We start from the raw sequence: 16,452 nt of genomic DNA, 5'->3' as shown, positions 1-16,452 counted from the left end.
AAGCGCTACGTGCCCGACGCATCGCCCGCATGAGCGACGCCAGTCACGATAGCGCATCGACCCGGCAGGAGACAAATCATGAACATGCCGTTCCATTCGCGCCGCACGGTCCGCTTGCGACGACGCATCGGCCTGACCCTGGGTTTCGGCGGCGCGCTCGCCGGTCTGAGCGTCACCGCGTGGGCGCAGGCGGAGCCTGCCGTGGCGGCCTCCGCCGCCGCGGCCAAGCCGGACCAGGCGAGCGCCGACGTCACGCTCGCGCCCGTGGTCGTGGTGGGCACCACGCCGCTTCTCGGCATCGGCACGCCGCTCTCGCAGGTGCCCGCCAACGTGCAGACGGTCCGCGCGCAGGAGCTCGACCAGCAGCATCGCAGCACGCTCACCGATTACTTCGCGAAGAATCTGCCGAGCGTCGATATCGCGGACGCGCAAGGCAATCCGTATCAGGTGAACATCAACTATCGTGGCTTCACCGCGTCGCCGCTGCTCGGCACGCCGCAGGGTCTCTCTGTGTTCGTCGACGGCGTGCGCGTGAACGAGCCGTTCGGCGACGTGGTGAACTGGGACCTGATTCCGCAGCAGGCGATCGATACGATTCAACTGATTCCCGGCTCGAATCCCACCTATGGATTCAATACGCTCGGCGGCGCCATTTCGATCAGCACGAAGAACGGCAAGACCAGCCCCGGCGGCGAGGCCGAAGTGGCGTTGGGCTCATGGGGCCGCAAGACCGCGCAGATCGAACAGGGCGGCACCCTCGGCGCCAACCTGGACTACTACGTGACGGGCAGCGTGGCGAACGACAACGGCTGGGCCGAACAGAACGCGAGCCGCGTGCGCCAGGCGTTCGGCAAGCTGCGCTACACCGACGCCGACACGACCCTGTCGTTCTCCGCCGGCGGCGCGGACAACGATCTGCACGGCGCGCAAACCATTCCGCGCTCCTTTCTCGGCAACCCGAAGCAGCCTTATACCTACCCCGACCAGAACGTGAACGAGGTCGGCTACGTGACGCTTTCGGGCGATCATTACTTCAACGATCACGTGGAGTTGAGCGGCAGCCTCTATTACCGGCACTTCCGCAACAGCAACCTCAGCAGCAACGTGAATAGCGGCTTCGGCTCGGTGGATGACGACGGCAATATCGACACCGTGCAGGCGACCAACGACAAATCATCGGTCACGACGGAAAGCTATGGCGCGAGCCTGCAACTCACGTTGCTCGGCAAGCTGGGCGGCATGGAAAACCAGTTCGTCGCGGGCGTCTCGGCCGATCTTGCCAACTCGCGCTACGTCGCCGCGTCGCAAGAGGCCGCCTTCACCGATTCACGCGCGACGCTCGGCCTCGGCGATTTCACGCAGGAAACCGCGGCGAAAACCCACAACAGCAACTATGGGATCTATCTGCAAGATACGTTGTCGCTGACCAGGCAGTGGTCGCTGACGCTCGCCGGCCGCTATAACTGGGCCGACGCCACCATCGGCGATTCGAGCGGCACGCAGCCGCAACTGAACGGTCACCATACGTTTTCGCGCTTCAATCCGGCCGTGGGCATCAACTGGAATCCGAGCTCCGCGTTCACCGCGTATGCGACCTACAACGAAGGCATGCGCTCGCCCACCGCCATCGAACTGGCCTGCGCCGATCCGGCCGCGCCCTGCTCGCTGCCGAACGACTTCGTGTCGGACCCGTCGCTCGAACCGGTGATCTCCAGGACCTTCGAGATCGGCGCGCGAGGGCGCGTGGGCCAGGCGACGACCTGGAGCGCCGCCGTCTACAGCACCACGCTCGACAACGATATCCAGTTCATCAGCAGCAACGGCGCGTCGAGTACCGAGGGATTTTTTCAGAACGTGGGCCGCACGCGCCGGCAAGGGGCCGAGCTTTCGGGGCACAGCAAGTTCGGGCCGCTCGCCGTTACCGCGAGCTACAGCTACGTCGATGCGACCTACCGGTCGACGTGGACCGAACACAGCCCGAGCAATTCCAGTGCGGACGCGAACGGCAACATCACGGTCAAGTCCGGCAATCACATTCCGGGCATTCCCGCGAACACGATCAAGCTGCAACTCGACTACGCGGCCACGTCCAAATGGAACGTCGGCGCGAACCTGACCTGGCGCGGCGGCATCTACGCGCAGGGCGACGAGAACAATCAGGATGTGAACGGCAAGCTCGCGGGCTATCTGCTGATCGATTTAGACACGTCTTACCAGGTGACCAAGCAGTTGCAGGTTTTCGCGAGCATCACGAACCTGCTCGACAAGCGCTATGCGAGCTTCGGCACGCTCGGGGAAAATTTCTTCAACGGACCGAACCATACGTTCGACGGCGCGAGCGCGGTCAACGAGCAGTTCGTCGGGCCGGGCGCGCCGCGCGGCGTGTGGATGGGTTTGCGGTATGCGTGGAAATAGCGCTGAGAAATGAGCGTCCGCCGGACGCTCATTGCAGGATTAGCGCTCGCTCATTTCGATTCGATCGAGCCGTCGCCATGCGGATAGGTGACGATACCCCATGCCAGAGGCAACTCGCCGATCTGCTTGATCGGCTGGTAGCTCTGCGCATCGAGCACATAGACCGAATCCGAACGGCCGCACGCCAGCAGCAGTTTCGCGCCGTCGGGCGTGAAGCTGAAATGCCAGCAGCGCTGGCCGACCGGCACGTCGGCCACATGCTCGTAGCTGTGCCCGTCGAAAACCTGCAAGGTCTTGTCGCGCGACGCGGCGACGAAGAGCCGCTTGCCCTCGGGGCCGAACGCCACGCCGTAAGGCCCAAGCTTCGTATCGACCGTCTTGACCACCTTCAGCGTGCGTGCATCGATCACCACCAGCTTGCTCAGCGATTCCAGCGTGACCACGTAGTCCTTGCCGTCAGGCGACAAACGGATGCCGCGCGGACGCCCGCCCGCGGCGAGCTTCACCGTCTTGATCGGCGCGCCGGTGCGGGCGTGGTACACCGATACCGTATCGTCGCCTTCGTTGGTGACGAGTATCGTCTTGCCGTCGCGCGAAAACTCGATGCCCTCGGTTTCGTGGCCGCTCGTCACCGAGCGCACCATGCGCCATGTCTTCATATCGATGATCGCGATTTGCGCGGGCGGCTTGTTGGCGTCGTCGTCATCGTCGGCGGCGGGCTTGCCTGACGGCTTTTCGCCTGGCGTGCCGGCCGATTTGTCGGCGGGCTTTTCGGCGGGCTTTTCACCCGCCTTGTCGGCTGGCTTCCCGCCTCCCGGCGGGCCGCCCTCTTCGCCCGGCTCATAGGTCACGTACGCATAGCCGTTGTGCACGCGGACGAACTCGGGATTTTTGCCGATCTTCACGCGCCGCACCACCTCGCCCGAGGCCGTGTCGATCACCGCCAGATCGCCGGTGTTCTTGTTGGCCACCAGAAGCCGTGTGCCGTCCGCGTTCAGGCTCAGCCCGCGCGGGCCGTCCGCGCCTACCGGAAAGGTTCGGGTCAGCGTCATCTGGTCCAGATCGATCACGCCGACGCCCGCCTTCTCGCTCGTCACATAGGCGAGCGGCGCGGCATGCGCGATGCTCGCGGCCGCGAGCGCGGCGATGAGAACGAGCGAACGGCGTCGTGGCGTTGTGATGGCAAACCGTGTCTCCAGCATTGTTGTGCTCCGTGGTGAAAGCGCTGCGCCGCGAAAGCCCGCGTCATCCAGGCAAAGTAGCCCATTGTGGGATCGTTTGACAACGGACAAGGGCGGGAGAATTTCCCGAATTGACGCGACGCGGGCGGCGACCCCGCGAAAAGCGCCGCGCGCGTCCACCCAAAGCATGAGTTATCGGAGTTCAAAGAATCTCTGAATTCAAATCGGCATTCGGCTCCGCTATCGTGGTGCGTGTTTCAACGGACTGACGCAGCGGCGCGCTCGGCATGGCACACCGCTGCGCCGGCCCTCGCCCCTCGCTTTCTTCCTCGCGTGATCGGCCGGGCAGTGTCATCGCTGCGCGGTCGCCGGACAAGGACTGAACCATGCAAGCGCTCATCTTCGACGTGGACGGCACGCTCGCCGATACCGAAACCGTTCATCTGCAGGCATTCAATGCGGCGTTCGCGGAGGTGGGTCTCGGCTGGTACTGGGACAAGGCGCTCTATACGCGGCTTCTGCGCGTGGCGGGCGGCAAGGAGCGCCTGATGCACTACTGGCGCGTCGCCGACCTGGAGGAAGCCGACGGCGCCAGGGTGAGGGAAGTGATCGACGCCGTGCACGCGATCAAGACGCGCCATTACGCCGAGCGGGTACGCGACGGCGCGGTGCCGCTGCGGCCGGGCATTGCGCGCCTGATCGACGAGGCCGGCACGGCCGGCATCCCGCTGGCGATCGCGACGACCACCACGTCGGCCAACCTCGACGCGCTGCTGCGCGCGCCCCTGGGAACGGACTGGCGCGCGCGCTTTGCCGCGATTGGCGACGCCGGCACCACGCGGGTGAAGAAGCCCTCGCCCGATGTCTATTTCGACGTGCTGCGGCGGCTTGGTCTGAAGGGCGCGGACTGTATCGCGTTCGAGGACTCCGTCAACGGCCTCACCGCCGCGCGCGCCGCGGGCGTCCCCACCGTGGTGACGCCGAGCGAATACACGTCGCATGAATGCTTCGACGGGGCGCTGACCGTGCTGCCTCATCTGGGCGACCCGCATGCGCCGATTCCGCATCTCGCGCCGGATGAAACGCCGGGCTGGGTCGACCTCGCCACGTTGCGACGCTGGCATCGGCACGCCGTGTCCGAGGCGGCGTGAGATGAGTCCGAGACCTCCGCTGCCGTACATGCCGCGCGGCATGCCAGCGAGCCGCGACGTTTCTTTCCTTGCGCCGACCGCTGCTCAGGCATCGAACACGCTCCATTCACCGCGAGGCGCATAGCGATGACGAACCTGCAACGCAAGGCCGTGCTGGTCGATCTGGACGGCACGATGATCGACACCGCGCCGGACATCGTCGAGGCCGTCAGCCGCATGCTCGGCGAACTCGGCACCGCGCCGTTGCCGTTCGCGACGGTCGTCGGGTTTATCGGCAAGGGCGTGCCCAACCTGGTTCGGCGTTCGCTCGAAGCGGCCGCGTTGGATCAGCGAGTCGCCATCGAGCATGCGCTTGCGGTATTCCATCGGCACTACGCCGACACCAACGGACGGCACGGCGACGTTTTCCCCGGCGTGGCAGCCGGGCTCCGCGCATTGCGGCAACGCGGCTACCGGCTCGCGTGCGTCACCAACAAGCCGGAAGCGCTCGCTGCGCCGCTGCTGGAGATGACCGGCCTCGCCGGCTATCTGGATGCGCTCGTCGCGGGCGACTCGATCGCGCAGATGAAGCCCGCACCCGAACCGCTGTGGCACGCCTGCCGGCTGCTCGGCGTCGAGCCCGAAGGCGGCGTGCTGATCGGCGATTCGCCTGTCGATGTCGCGGCCGCGCGGGCGGCGGCTCTGCCGGTGTTCATCGTGCGCTACGGATATGCGGGTGCGCAGGGTGTCGGGGCGCTCGCATGCGATGGCTTGATCGATTCGCTGGAAGAAGCGCCCGCGCTGCTTGCCGGCCGAAGCGTGGAGGCAAAGACGGACGCGATCGCATCGCCGTTGCCGTTGCCGGACTCGGCCAACGCGACGTAGCCCGCTAGCCAGCGTTAAAGAAGCGCTTCCCGGCGTGACGCGCGCGAGCAACCGCAAGTCATCGCTAGCGGATACGCTTGCCCGAAGCCTGGTCGAAGAAATAAACCCGCTCGCGGTTCGCGCGCAAGCCGACCTCGGTGCCGATTTCGCCGGCAAACATGTTCGACACCTTCACGACGACCTGTTGCTCGCCCACGTTGACCGTGACGAGCGAATGGTCGCCGATCAACTCGACCGAATAGATGCGGCCACGGAACTCGCCCTCGCCCGCGGCGACGAGCGCGCAGTCTTCCGCGCGCACGCCGAGCACCGCCTCCCCCTGATGGTTCACGTCCGCCGCGATGGCGAGCCCTTCCGACTCGAAGCGGTTGTTCGCCAGCGTGCCGCGCAAGAAGTTCATCGGCGGCGAGCCGATGAAACCCGCCACGAACAGATTGGCCGGGTCGGAGTAGATCCGCGCCGGGGCGTCCAGTTGTTGCAGCACGCCCTTGTCGATCAGCGCGACACGGTGCGCCAGCGTCATCGCCTCGATCTGGTCATGCGTGACGTAGATCGTGGTGACGCCGAGTTCGTGCTGCATGTGCTTCAGTTCGGCGCGCATATGGCCGCGCAGTTTCGCATCGAGATTCGACAACGGTTCGTCCATCAGAAACGCCGCCGGGCGGCGCACAATGGCGCGCGCGAGCGCCACGCGCTGGCGCTGCCCGCCCGAGAGCTGGCGCGGATAGCGATCGAGCTGCGGTTCGAGATGCACGCTCGCCGCGACTTCGCGCACGGCCGCGTCGATCTCGGCCTTCGCGCGCTTTCGCACGATCAGCGGATAGGCGATGTTCTCGAACACCGTCTTATGCGGATAGAGCGCGTAGGACTGAAACACCATCGCGACGTCGCGATCTCGCGGCAATTGCTGCGACACGTCGTTCTCGCCGACGTAAATGCTCCCCTCGCTCGCGGATTCGAGTCCCGCGACGATGCGCAGCGCCGTCGTCTTGCCGCAGCCGGACTCGCCGAGCAAGACCAGAAACTCGCCGGCGCGCACGTCGAGCGACAAGTCGTGCAGCACGCGCGTGTCGCCGAAGAACTTGCTGACGTTGCGCAGCGAGACGCTTTTCGAATGCTGCCCCGCCGGGTTCGCGTGTTGTGGCGAGCGTGACGCCTGCGTCTGCATATCGTTCATCCTTTCACGGCCCCCACGAGAATGCCTTTGACGATAAAGCGCTGCAGCGTGAGCGTGAGCAGCATCACCGGCAGGATCATGATCAGGATCAGCACCGACATGTTCCACCATTGCGGCCCGCGCGTGGCGTTCTGCGCGGCGACGAGAAGCGGCAGCGTCTGCGCGTTGGCCGTCGAGAGGAAAAGTGCGAACAGGTACTCGTTCCACGAAAGAATCAGCACGAGCAGGCCGGTCGCCACGATGCCCGGCGCGACGAGCGGCACCACGATGCCGAACAGAATGGCGAAGCGCGTCGCGCCGTCGATCTGCGCGCTCTCCTCGATTTCCTTCGGCACGCTGGCGAAAAAATCGAACATCAGCCAGACGACGATCGGCAGATTCGCCGTTGCGTAGGTAATGATCAACGCGGTGCGCGTGTCGAGCAGGCCCGCGCTCTTGAAGGTCAGGTAGATCGGAATCACCGTGACGACCGGCGGCAGAATGCGTTGCGAGATCATCCAGAAGATGATGTCGTCGTTGGCGAGATGACGCCTTGCGCGCCGGACAATCGGGCGCAGCAGCAGGAAGAACAGCGCGCCGCACACGGCCACCGCGATACGCAGGTCCACCCCGCCCCAGCCGACGGCGGCCACCACCAGCGCCAGCATGAGAACGGCGAGCCCCACCGCCGCCACCGGCGGTTTGTACTCGATGCGCGCGAGCGCGTAAGCCGCCATCGAGCCGAGAAACACCGCGGCGACCGTGGAAAGCGTGGCGATGACGAGCGAGTTCATGTACGGACGATACGTGTCCGGCCCGAGATCGACAAAGATGTAATGCCACGCATCGAGACTCGGCTTGAAGTCGACGAACGGCACGTAGGCCGGCCCGTTGGAGACGTCGATGGGCAGCTTGAACGACGTGATCGCCATCCAGTACAACGGAAACAATACGACCAGCGTCCATAGACCCAGCAGGCCATAGGCGATCACCCGCGTGCCGATCGGGATTTCATCGAGCCTGGTGGGCACGAACAGGCGCTTGATCATGATTGCCGCCCCCGCGCGCGCCGCACGACGAGTTGAAAGAACGACACGCACGCGATCGTCGACACGAAGAACAACATGTAGGCGACCGCCGACGCGCTGCCGAGATTCAGCGTGCGCCACTCGATGAAAGCGTGCAACGTCATCGATTCCGTCGCGATGCCGGGGCCGCCGTTGGTCAGCACGTTCGGCAGGTCCACCACCTTGAACGCCTCGATCAGGCGAATCAGCACCGCGCTCGCGGCGACCGGCGCGATCGACGGCCAGATCACGTCGCGAAAGATGCGCCAGCTCGACGCGCCGTCGAGTTGCGCGGCCTCGATCTGATCGCGCGACGTGCCTTCCAGCGCGGCCAGCAACACGAGAAACATGAACGGCACCCACTGCCACGTATCGCCGATCACGACCACGATGCGCGCGAGCCACGGGTCCGCCGCCCACGCGATCTGCCCGAGGCCGAGCCATGCCCAGAGCGGCGCGAGCGGGCCGACCGCGGTGTCGGCCATCATGCGGAACATGTAGGCGATGCCGACGGGCGTCACCATCAGCGGCAGAAAGAACAGGATGCGGAAAAACCGGCCGCCCTTGAGCGGCAGCGTGCACAGGTAGGCGAGGCCGAGGCCGAGCAGGAATTGCAGCGCCACGCCGAACACCACGTAAAAGAGCGTCACCATCAAACTGCCCAGCGCGCCGCCGTCGCCAGTGGTATTGGCGGCAAGCCACACGACGGCCAGCAGCGACGCCGCGGCGATCAGCCGGCCGATGCCGCCGATCACCGAGCGCTGCCCGCCGCGCAGATAGCGGACGAGCCACCAGCCGATCGCCAGCGCGGCGGCGGCCATTACCGCGATGCTGATGACGCCCGGCGGCCTGAATACGCCGACGAAGTGAAACTGCTGGCTGCCGCTAAACAGTCTCACGTAGTTGCGCATGCCGACGAACTTCAGTTCGTAGCCGCCCTCGCCGAGCGCGAAGCGCATCAACGACAGATACGCGGACGTGACGAGCGGGAAGATCGAAAAGCCGAGAATCAGCAGCACGGCCGGCAGCACGAATACATAAGGCGCCTGGCGGTCGAGCCAGTTGGCCGCGACCGACCTGCGCGACCCGCGTCGCGATGCAGCCGATGACGAAACGCGCGACGAGGATTGCATGAGTCAATGGGCGCCGATCGACGCCTTGTAGGCTTTCAGTTGGGCGTCCTTGCCGGCGTCGTCGGTGATTTCGTCCCAGCCTGTCTGGATCGCCTTCATGGTGGCGTCGGCGTCGAGTTCGCCCGCGAGAAAACGCGCCACCGCCGTGTCCAGCACCACTTGCTCATAGCGCTGGTTCTGCGGAATACGCAGATCGATGACCATGTTCGGGCTTTGCAGGCTGGCCTTGATCGCGCCGAGATAAGAGGCCGCCGCCGCGTCGCTCATGCCCGACTTCTTCCAGATCGACATATCCGTGAACTGCGAGCGGCGATACGGATTGAAGCCGGTCGCGCCGATCGTCACATCGACATTGGCTTGCGCGGGCTGGCTCATGTACGAGAGAAACGCGTAGGCGGCGTCCTTCACCTTGGGGCTCGCTTTCGCGTTGATGCCGCCGGACCAGCCGCCGAATGCCGCGAACGGCGCGTGGTTCACGCCGTCCACCGCATACGGGCAGGTGTTCTTGTCGCACGCCACGAGCTTGCCGGTGTCACGGTTCAATACCTTCGTCGAGCCCGGCAGCATGACCGCGCCGACCTTGTCGATCACCTTCGACTGCTTCGGGTCGATCGCCAGCACGCCGATATCGCCCCAATCGAGCGTCAGCGCGCAGTGGCCGGAAATGAACGCGCTGCGCGTGTCGCCGACGTCGAGATTGATTTCGTTCGGCGGCCCGTATTGCGTCGATTGCTTATAGACGTTGAGCGCGGCCTTGAATGCGTCGTTGTTGACGAGCGGCTTGAAGTCGCGCGGATCGAAGAACGCCCCTTGCGCCGTGCCTTTCGACTGAATGTAGCCGCCCGCGATCGAGATGATCGCCCAGTACGCCTGCGCGTTGCGCTTCTTCGAAATGCAGGAGCCCGCCACCGGTTTGCCGTCGCCGCCGAATACCTTGCCGTTCGCCGCCTTCGCGATGTCGAGGTACTCGTCCCACGTTTTCGGCGGCTGTTTGCCGAGTTGTTTGAGAATGTCGGTGCGGTAGTAGACCATCTGGAAGTCGCCGTCGAGCGCGATCAGATAGGTCTTGCCGTTGAAGCGCTGCGAGAAATCGCGGAAGAACGGCATGACGTCGTCTTCCTGCAATGCCGGATCGCGAGCGACGCGCGCGGACAGGTCTTCGAGGAAACCGCCCTTCGTGTAGTCGACCATCCACTGCGGCGCGAATACCGCGGCGTTCACCGAGTTCGTGCCGGAGGCCCAGTCGGTCAGCAGCTTCTGATACAGGTCGGAGAACGGCACGGTCAGAATGTTGATCTTGGCGCCCGTGAGCTTTTCGAACTCAGGCGCGCGGCGTTGCAGCGGTTCCGCGATTTGCGGCCCCACGAACGTCATGACGTTGACGGTGACGCCCTGGAATTCCCCGGCGGCGAGCGCATGCCCTGCCGCCATGAACCCCGCGACCACGAAAGCCGCGGCCACGCTTGCACGTTTGATGCATTTCATTTTTTGTCTCCTCCATACCGAGTTGACTACGCCACGGCCAAGGTCCGACTAACCGCACACCCCGGCGCGTGCGGACCGCGGCGCTCCGGTGGGCTCTGCGAAATCCGCGCAACGGCCCGGCTTACGCCTCGAACAAACCGGGCCGTTCGCCGGCAAAACGCTGCAACTCCGCCACCACTTGATCCAGATGACCGTGCATCGCGCGGGCCGCCGCTTCGGCGTCGCGCGCCGCGATGGCTTCGAAGATGCGCACATGCTCCGCGAGCGTTTGAATCTGACGTTCGGGGCTTCCCAGCAACTGGCGCGCGCGGTCGAGCGCGCCGCGCGACGTGGCGACGATTTCCTTGACGCGCGGCAGGTCGATAGCGTCGAGCAGAATCTCGTGGAACGCCAGATCGAGCAGGTGAAATTCATGGCGCAAGCCGCCGGTCACCGCCTCGCGCTGCTTCTCCAGGTTGGCGGCGAGCGCCGCGAGCGTTGCCTCGGAACAGGTGGACGCGAGGCCGCGCACGGCTTCGACTTCGAGCGCGCTGCGAATGAACAGATGCTGGCGAATATCGTGAATCACGATCGGCTTCACGCGCGTGCCGCGCTGCGGCAATACCTCGACGAGACCGGCGGTTGCCAGCCTGGCGAGCGCCGCCGAAACCGGAAAGCGCGACACGCCCATTCGTTCGCAGATCGCCTGCTTGTCGATCATCATTCCCGGCTCCAAAGCCAGCGTGACGATAGCCTCGCGCAATGCCGCCGCCACTGCATCGGTCAAGCTGCTGCGCTCCCCACCCTGCAGTTTTTGCAGTGCGCCATAGGGGTCGGCAGCCGCTGACTTCATGGATCGAAAGGCTCACGGAGGTCGTGATTTGTGACTAACATGCTAGCATGCTAGGAGCCGAAACCGGTGCTGTCAACGCGTGCTAACGCTTGGTATAACCTGGTATGCACCCTGGTCATCGGCATGTCGGCGGCGCTGCGCCGCCAAGGTCCCGCATGCCGTCCAGGCTATCGCACCCGTCACCTTTTTTGGGGGCGTTGAGATGACCACGATCACGAATCTGTCCGTTAGGGATATTCGTTTCCCGACCTCCCGCTCGCTCGACGGCTCCGACGCGATGAATGCCGCGCCCGACTATTCGGCCGCCTACGTCGTGCTCGAAACCGATTCGCCGGAACAGTTCGCGGGGCACGGCCTCACCTTCACTATCGGCCGCGGCAATGAAATTTGCGTGACCGCGGTGAACGCGCTGGCGCCGCTCGTCGTCGGCAAGACACTCGAAGCGATCGTCGCGGACATGGGTTCGTTCTGGCGCGCCTTCACGTCCGATAGTCAATTGCGCTGGATCGGCCCGGACAAAGGCGCGATTCATCTCGCGACCGCCGCGGTCGTGAACGCCGTATGGGACTTGTGGGCCAAAACGGAACGCAAACCGGTGTGGAAGCTTCTGGTGGACATGAGCCCCGAGGCGCTGGTGCGGTGCCTCGATTTCCGCTATGTGACCGACGCGCTCACGCCGCACGAAGCGCTGGCGATCCTGCGCCGCCATGCGGCCACCAGGGGCGAGCGCGAAGCGCAGATGCTCGCGCACGGCTATCCGGCTTACACCACGTCGGCGGGCTGGCTCGGTTACGACGACGAGAAAATCCGCCGCCTCGCTCGCGAAGGCGTCGCGCAGGGATGGACGCATTTCAAGCAGAAGGTGGGCGGCAATCTCGACGAGGACGTGCGGCGCGCGCGCATTCTGCGCGACGAAATCGGCGCGGATCGCAAGCTGATGATGGACGCGAACCAGGTGTGGGAAGTCGACGAAGCGATCGCCAACATGCGCCGTCTCGCGGAGTTCGACCCGTGGTGGATCGAAGAACCGACCAGCCCCGACGATATCCTCGGGCACGCGGCGATCCGCCGCCGCGTCGCGCCGATCGGCGTGGCGACCGGCGAGCACTGCCATAACCGCGTGATGTTCAAGCAGCTATTGCAGGCACAGGCGATCGATTTTTGCCAGGTGGACAGTTGCCGGCTGGGCGGGCTCAACGAGGTGCTCGTGGTGTTGCTGATGGCGGCGAAGTTCGGCGTGCCGGTCTGTCCGCACGCGGGCGGCGTCGGACTATGCGAGTACGTGCAGCACATCTCGCTGTTCGACTACATCTGCGTGTCGGCGTCGCTCGAGAATCGCGTGCTCGAATACGTGGACCATTTGCACGAGCACTTTGTCGATCCCGTCGTGATTCGCAACGGACGCTATATGCCGCCGCAACAACCCGGCTACAGCATCGAGATGCGAGCCGAGTCGCTCGAACAGTTTCACTTTCCGCAGGGCGCCGCGTGGCGGGTCTGATCTTGTCCCTCTTCCTGCGACTCGCAATCTTCCAGCGCCCGCAGAAACGTCGAGCTCCACCAGTGCACGTCGAACTTGCGGATTCGCCGAAGCAGGGCCTCATGCCGGTTGATCCGCTCGTCGAGCGACATGGTTAGCGCGCGCTGAATGGCCTGCGCCGTGCCTTGCGTGTCGTACGGATTGACCAGCAGCGCTTCCTTCAATTGCTCCGCGGCGCCGGCAAAGCGCGAGAGCACGAGCATGCCCGGATCGGCGGCGTCTTGTGCGGCGATGAACTCTTTCGCGACCAGATTCATGCCGTCCCGCAACGGCGTGACGAGCGCCACGCGACTCGCGCGATAAAGGCCCGGCAGACGCTTGCGGGCCACGTTGCGATGAATGTAGCGCACCGGCATCCAGTCCAGCTCGCCGAAATCGCCATTGATCGCGCCGCACAGGCTGTCCATTTGACGCCGCAGATCGTCGTAGGCGCCGACGTCCTCGCGGCTCGGCGAAGCAATCTGGATCAGCGTGGCGCTGTCGCGGTTTTCCGGGTAGAAGGTCAGCAGCTCGCGGAAAGCATGAACGCGTTGCGGCAAGCCCTTCGAATAATCCAGGCGGTCGACGCCCACCAGCAGACGACGCCGCGAGTACTCCTCGCGCATGCGCGCGAACATGTCGCGCCCTTCCTTCGAATCGGCGAGACGAATGAAGTCGTCGACGTCGATGCCGATGGGGTACGCGCCGACCCGCAGCGTTCGGCCGAACGCCCGCAGGCGATCAGGACTCAACCGCTGCGCTTGCGCTTCCGATTCGACGTAGTGAGAAAAATGCGTGAGGTCCGCTTCGCTCTGGAAACCCACCAGATCGTAGGCAAACAGCGAACGCATCAGCCATTCGTGCTCGGGAATCGCGGCCATGATCAGCGGCGGCGGCATCGGGATATGCAGGAAAAAGCCGATACGGTTGGTGCATCCCATCGCGCGCAACTCGGCCGCGAGCGGGATCAACTGATAGTCGTGGACCCAGATCAGGTCGTCCGGTTTCAGGAGCGGCAACAACGTCCGCGCGAACAACTGGTTGACCCTGCGATAGCCCGCGGCGAAGCGCGTGTCGAAATTCGCGAGGTCGAGCCGGTAGTGAAACACCGGCCACAACACGTCGTTGGCGTAACCGAGGTAATACGTGTCGTGGTCTTCGCGGCTCAGATCGAGCGTGGCAAGCGTGACGTTGCCGGCCGTTTGAACATGAACGTCGCCCTGCCCCGTTGTCGCGACGTCCACCGCTTCGTGAATCTTGCCGCTCCAGCCGAACCAGAGTCCGCCCGTTTGTTGCAGGCTCTCCCGTACCGCTACGGCAAGGCCGCCAGCCGCGGGCTTGCGCGGATCGGCGGTGCGATTCGAAACGACGACTAGTCGACTCATGAGGTTCTTATGTTGTTGGGTTCAAATGGCACCCGCCGCCCGCAAGCGAGGGCGCGCCGTCGGTCGATCATGCTGACTGGTCTGCTACGACTCGCCAATGCGGCTTCGGGTTCAACGCTTGGGGCCCTTCATGCCCTCGGTTTCCATCGCGGCATGTCGTTCCTCGCTCGCTTCGATCGGGTCCATCGACTCGTCGATGGAAGCCGTCGCGCGTTCGGTGGCGGCCAACGCTTCATCGACGGTGGTATCGAGTGTTTCGTCCTCGTCTTCGTCGCCCGGCGGCTCCAGCATGTCTCGAAGCATGGCGGCCAGTTCCGGTGTGTCCCACGGCGCCCCATGCTGCTTCTTTTTCTTTATGTAATGCCTGACTTCGGCGTCTTGCTCGGGAGTCAAGGGGAGGCCGCGAAAAGTACTTTTGGGGTCGGCATTGATCATGATTTGCTCCGGGAATTTATCCCGTTTCGAGTTTAGCCCCATTTGGACCGACGATGGGCCGGCAATGGGCCTGCGAGGCCTAAACGCCTTACCCTTCAATTCGCCGACGGCTCGCACCGCCCCACGGTTGTGCGAATCGCATGAAGCTGGGGCAGGCTTCGCTGAAAAGACGCCGGAAAGCGCCCTTCACCACGCCGTTTGATGGGCTCGGAATTTGCTTTGCAATGGCTAGCGTTCTATGAGGGGTCGCAATGAACAGTTGGAGCTTGTGCACGTCCGCCTATGCCACCGAACACCGGGAGCAGATCTGGCGAGATGCGCTGCAAAGGGTATATCTGTCGATGTCCAGCGAAACATTGAGGGACGGCCTGCGCGGCGAGGTGAGCTACAACCGGTCCCCGCTCGGCATGCAGTTCGTCAAACTGGCCGGCTCTCCGCAAGCGATCGCCGGAGATTACCCCGCAAGCGGGACGACCTCCGCCAACCTCTGGATTGCCTTGATCCTGGAAGGAAACGCGGCCTTGCGGATCGGCGGCGAAACGCACGCGCTGGAAGTCGGCGACATCCTGTACGGCGCCGGCGGCGGGGACCGCGTGGAGTTGCTGTTGAGCAGCGACTTCGAGATTCTTACCGTCGAGATGCCTCATGAGGTGTTCTACAAGCGGCTGCTCAATCCGCTCGCGATCCAGGCCGGAACCATTTCCCGCCAGGAAGGCATCAATCACGTCCTGTCCGATTTTCTGTCTTCAGTGGCGGCGCAAATGGAGAGTCTGACGGAGACGTCGTTCCATCCGGTGGAAATGGCGCTCTCCGAATTGCTCACTTACTGCCTCGCAAGACGGCCCGCGCTCAACGGCTTCAAGGATCTCGGTCATGCCAGGCATTTCCAGGAACTCTGCCATTCGATCGATCTGCATCTGGGCGATTGCGATCTGAGTCTCGACAAGGTGGCGCGTCGCAACAACGTATCGCCGCGCTACGTCCAGAAGATTTTCTCGCAGGCCAATTCGAGCTTCAGCCAGTTCGTCCGCAAGCGCAGGCTGGAACAGTGCAGGAAGGATTTGTCGAGCAGGGCGAATGCGTCGCTGTCGATTTCGGAAATCTGCTTTCGTTGGGGGTTCAACGATCTCGCTTACTTCAGCCGGGCGTTTAGCGCCGAATACGGCTGTTCACCCCGCGCATACCGGACACAATTGCTGGAAGAGCAACCGGTATAAAGGCGCCGGTCATGCGGAGAAAGACGCACCGGGCGGCTTTCTCCGTCAACGCCATTCGGCTATGCCCTGAATGCGCCGCGATGGTAGACGAGCGGCGAGCGCGTCGGCTCACGCACGATCCGCTCGGGCTGCCCTGTCAGGATCGCGTGATCGCCCTCGATATAGCTCGCGCCGAGACGGCATTCGATGTTCACGCAGCAATCCGTCAGCAAAGGGCAACCCATGTCCCCTATCTCGTAGTCCACATCCGAGAACTTGTCGCCGTCTTTCGCCCCGAACTTCAGTGCCAGAGACTGCGCACGATCGGAAAGAATATTGACTGCGAACGCGTGCGACTTATTGATCGCCGCGAGCGTATGGCTGCGAAGGTCCATGCATACGAGTAACAGACGCGGACGAAGCGACAGGCTGCAAAACGCGCTCACGGTGCTGCCTAGCGGCCGTCCGTTTTCCATCGCGGTCACGATCGTGACGCCGCTCGGGAAGTCCGCCATGGTCTCGCGCCACTCGGCACTCTGCTCTTTCGAGTTGAACGCGCCTTGCGGCAGGGCGAGCACACTCGACTGGGTCGATGAGTCTTTCATTGTCAGGGTTTCTTACTTTGGATGAGGT

General features: G+C 64.1%; 14 protein-coding genes. 5 read left to right on the top strand and 9 right to left on the bottom strand.

Annotated elements, in window-relative coordinates; genetic code table 11:
• Positions 1-78: 78 nt before the first annotated feature.
• A complete protein-coding gene (locus CUJ90_RS27900; RefSeq protein WP_114164303.1) occupies positions 79-2,415 on the top strand; it encodes a TonB-dependent receptor in 2,337 nt (778 codons plus the stop codon).
• Positions 2,416-2,465: 50 nt separating this feature from the next.
• Here CUJ90_RS27900 and CUJ90_RS27895 read toward each other — a convergent pair whose 3' ends face one another.
• Entirely contained in the window at positions 2,466-3,617 is a 1,152-nt protein-coding gene (locus CUJ90_RS27895) for a YVTN family beta-propeller repeat protein (RefSeq protein WP_114164302.1), read from the bottom strand.
• Between the two features lie 365 nt (positions 3,618-3,982).
• Here CUJ90_RS27895 and CUJ90_RS27890 point away from each other — a divergent pair, with 365 nt between their 5' ends.
• Entirely contained in the window at positions 3,983-4,747 is a 765-nt protein-coding gene (locus CUJ90_RS27890; protein ID WP_073427410.1) for an HAD family hydrolase, read from the top strand.
• Positions 4,748-4,873: 126 nt separating this feature from the next.
• Positions 4,874-5,611 carry a phosphoglycolate phosphatase gene (gene gph / locus CUJ90_RS27885; protein WP_114164301.1) on the top strand — a complete coding sequence of 246 codons (738 nt, stop codon included), beginning with the start codon at positions 4,874-4,876 and terminating at the stop codon, positions 5,609-5,611.
• Between the two features lie 64 nt (positions 5,612-5,675).
• Here gph and CUJ90_RS27880 read toward each other — a convergent pair whose 3' ends face one another.
• From CUJ90_RS27880 to CUJ90_RS27860, 5 genes are all read right to left on the bottom strand, one after another.
• On the bottom strand, positions 5,676-6,779 hold the full coding sequence (locus tag CUJ90_RS27880; RefSeq protein ID WP_073427483.1) for an ABC transporter ATP-binding protein: 1,104 nt from the start codon (positions 6,777-6,779) through the stop codon (positions 5,676-5,678).
• Between the two features lie 5 nt (positions 6,780-6,784).
• Positions 6,785-7,816 (bottom strand): carbohydrate ABC transporter permease, encoded by a 1,032-nt coding sequence (locus CUJ90_RS27875; RefSeq protein WP_073427408.1) that lies wholly within the window; start codon positions 7,814-7,816, stop codon positions 6,785-6,787.
• Positions 7,813-8,967 (bottom strand): carbohydrate ABC transporter permease, encoded by a 1,155-nt coding sequence (locus CUJ90_RS27870; RefSeq protein ID WP_073427407.1) that lies wholly within the window; start codon positions 8,965-8,967, stop codon positions 7,813-7,815. Before CUJ90_RS27870 ends, CUJ90_RS27875 begins: the two co-directional genes overlap by 4 nt.
• A gap of 3 nt (positions 8,968-8,970) precedes the next feature.
• A complete protein-coding gene (locus CUJ90_RS27865) occupies positions 8,971-10,452 on the bottom strand; it encodes an extracellular solute-binding protein (RefSeq protein WP_114164300.1) in 1,482 nt (493 codons plus the stop codon).
• Between the two features lie 121 nt (positions 10,453-10,573).
• Positions 10,574-11,284, bottom strand: coding sequence for a GntR family transcriptional regulator (locus CUJ90_RS27860; protein ID WP_073427405.1), 711 nt, complete (start codon positions 11,282-11,284; stop codon positions 10,574-10,576).
• Positions 11,285-11,486: 202 nt separating this feature from the next.
• On the opposite strand from CUJ90_RS27860, the gene CUJ90_RS27855 reads away from it, so the two are divergent.
• On the top strand, positions 11,487-12,785 hold the full coding sequence (locus CUJ90_RS27855; protein WP_073427404.1) for an L-fuconate dehydratase: 1,299 nt from the start codon (positions 11,487-11,489) through the stop codon (positions 12,783-12,785).
• On the opposite strand, the gene otsA is transcribed toward CUJ90_RS27855, so the two are convergent.
• Positions 12,752-14,188, bottom strand: a complete 1,437-nt coding sequence (otsA, locus tag CUJ90_RS27850) for an alpha,alpha-trehalose-phosphate synthase (UDP-forming) (protein ID WP_114164299.1) — start codon at positions 14,186-14,188, stop codon at positions 12,752-12,754. The two genes, CUJ90_RS27855 and otsA, sit on opposite strands and share 34 nt — an antisense overlap.
• 111 nt (positions 14,189-14,299) lie before the next feature.
• Positions 14,300-14,623 carry a hypothetical protein gene (locus tag CUJ90_RS27845; RefSeq protein ID WP_073427482.1) on the bottom strand — a complete coding sequence of 108 codons (324 nt, stop codon included), beginning with the start codon at positions 14,621-14,623 and terminating at the stop codon, positions 14,300-14,302.
• Between the two features lie 251 nt (positions 14,624-14,874).
• Between CUJ90_RS27845 and CUJ90_RS27840 the strand changes: the two genes are divergently transcribed.
• Complete coding sequence (locus tag CUJ90_RS27840) at positions 14,875-15,840, top strand: AraC family transcriptional regulator (protein ID WP_073427402.1); 966 nt, start codon at positions 14,875-14,877, stop codon at positions 15,838-15,840.
• A 59-nt stretch (positions 15,841-15,899) separates the two neighbouring features.
• Here the strand turns inward: CUJ90_RS27840 and CUJ90_RS27835 are convergent, their stop codons facing one another.
• Positions 15,900-16,424 (bottom strand): flavin reductase family protein, encoded by a 525-nt coding sequence (locus CUJ90_RS27835; RefSeq protein ID WP_083081077.1) that lies wholly within the window; start codon positions 16,422-16,424, stop codon positions 15,900-15,902.
• Positions 16,425-16,452 lie beyond the last annotated feature (28 nt).

Source organism: Paraburkholderia terricola, from assembly GCF_003330825.1.
Lineage (GTDB): Bacteria > Pseudomonadota > Gammaproteobacteria > Burkholderiales > Burkholderiaceae > Paraburkholderia > Paraburkholderia terricola.
This window is presented reverse-complemented; position numbering and strand designations above follow the sequence as displayed.

Excerpts from the sequence above, each read along its gene's own strand:
- gph (WP_114164301.1), top strand. The coding sequence starts at position 4,874 with ATGACGAACCTGCAACGCAAGGCCGTGCTGGTCGATCTGGACGGCACG.
- CUJ90_RS27880 (WP_073427483.1), bottom strand. The coding sequence starts at position 6,779 with ATGCAGACGCAGGCGTCACGCTCGCCACAACACGCGAACCCGGCGGGG.
- otsA (WP_114164299.1), bottom strand. The coding sequence starts at position 14,188 with ATGAGTCGACTAGTCGTCGTTTCGAATCGCACCGCCGATCCGCGCAAG.
- CUJ90_RS27890 (WP_073427410.1), top strand. The coding sequence starts at position 3,983 with ATGCAAGCGCTCATCTTCGACGTGGACGGCACGCTCGCCGATACCGAA.
- CUJ90_RS27860 (WP_073427405.1), bottom strand. The coding sequence starts at position 11,284 with ATGAAGTCAGCGGCTGCCGACCCCTATGGCGCACTGCAAAAACTGCAG.
- CUJ90_RS27855 (WP_073427404.1), top strand. The coding sequence starts at position 11,487 with ATGACCACGATCACGAATCTGTCCGTTAGGGATATTCGTTTCCCGACC.
- CUJ90_RS27865 (WP_114164300.1), bottom strand. The coding sequence starts at position 10,452 with ATGAAATGCATCAAACGTGCAAGCGTGGCCGCGGCTTTCGTGGTCGCG.
- CUJ90_RS27900 (WP_114164303.1), top strand. The coding sequence starts at position 79 with ATGAACATGCCGTTCCATTCGCGCCGCACGGTCCGCTTGCGACGACGC.
- CUJ90_RS27845 (WP_073427482.1), bottom strand. The coding sequence starts at position 14,623 with ATGATCAATGCCGACCCCAAAAGTACTTTTCGCGGCCTCCCCTTGACT.
- CUJ90_RS27870 (WP_073427407.1), bottom strand. The coding sequence starts at position 8,967 with ATGCAATCCTCGTCGCGCGTTTCGTCATCGGCTGCATCGCGACGCGGG.
- CUJ90_RS27875 (WP_073427408.1), bottom strand. The coding sequence starts at position 7,816 with ATGATCAAGCGCCTGTTCGTGCCCACCAGGCTCGATGAAATCCCGATC.
- CUJ90_RS27895 (WP_114164302.1), bottom strand. The coding sequence starts at position 3,617 with ATGCTGGAGACACGGTTTGCCATCACAACGCCACGACGCCGTTCGCTC.
- CUJ90_RS27835 (WP_083081077.1), bottom strand. The coding sequence starts at position 16,424 with ATGAAAGACTCATCGACCCAGTCGAGTGTGCTCGCCCTGCCGCAAGGC.
- CUJ90_RS27840 (WP_073427402.1), top strand. The coding sequence starts at position 14,875 with ATGAACAGTTGGAGCTTGTGCACGTCCGCCTATGCCACCGAACACCGG.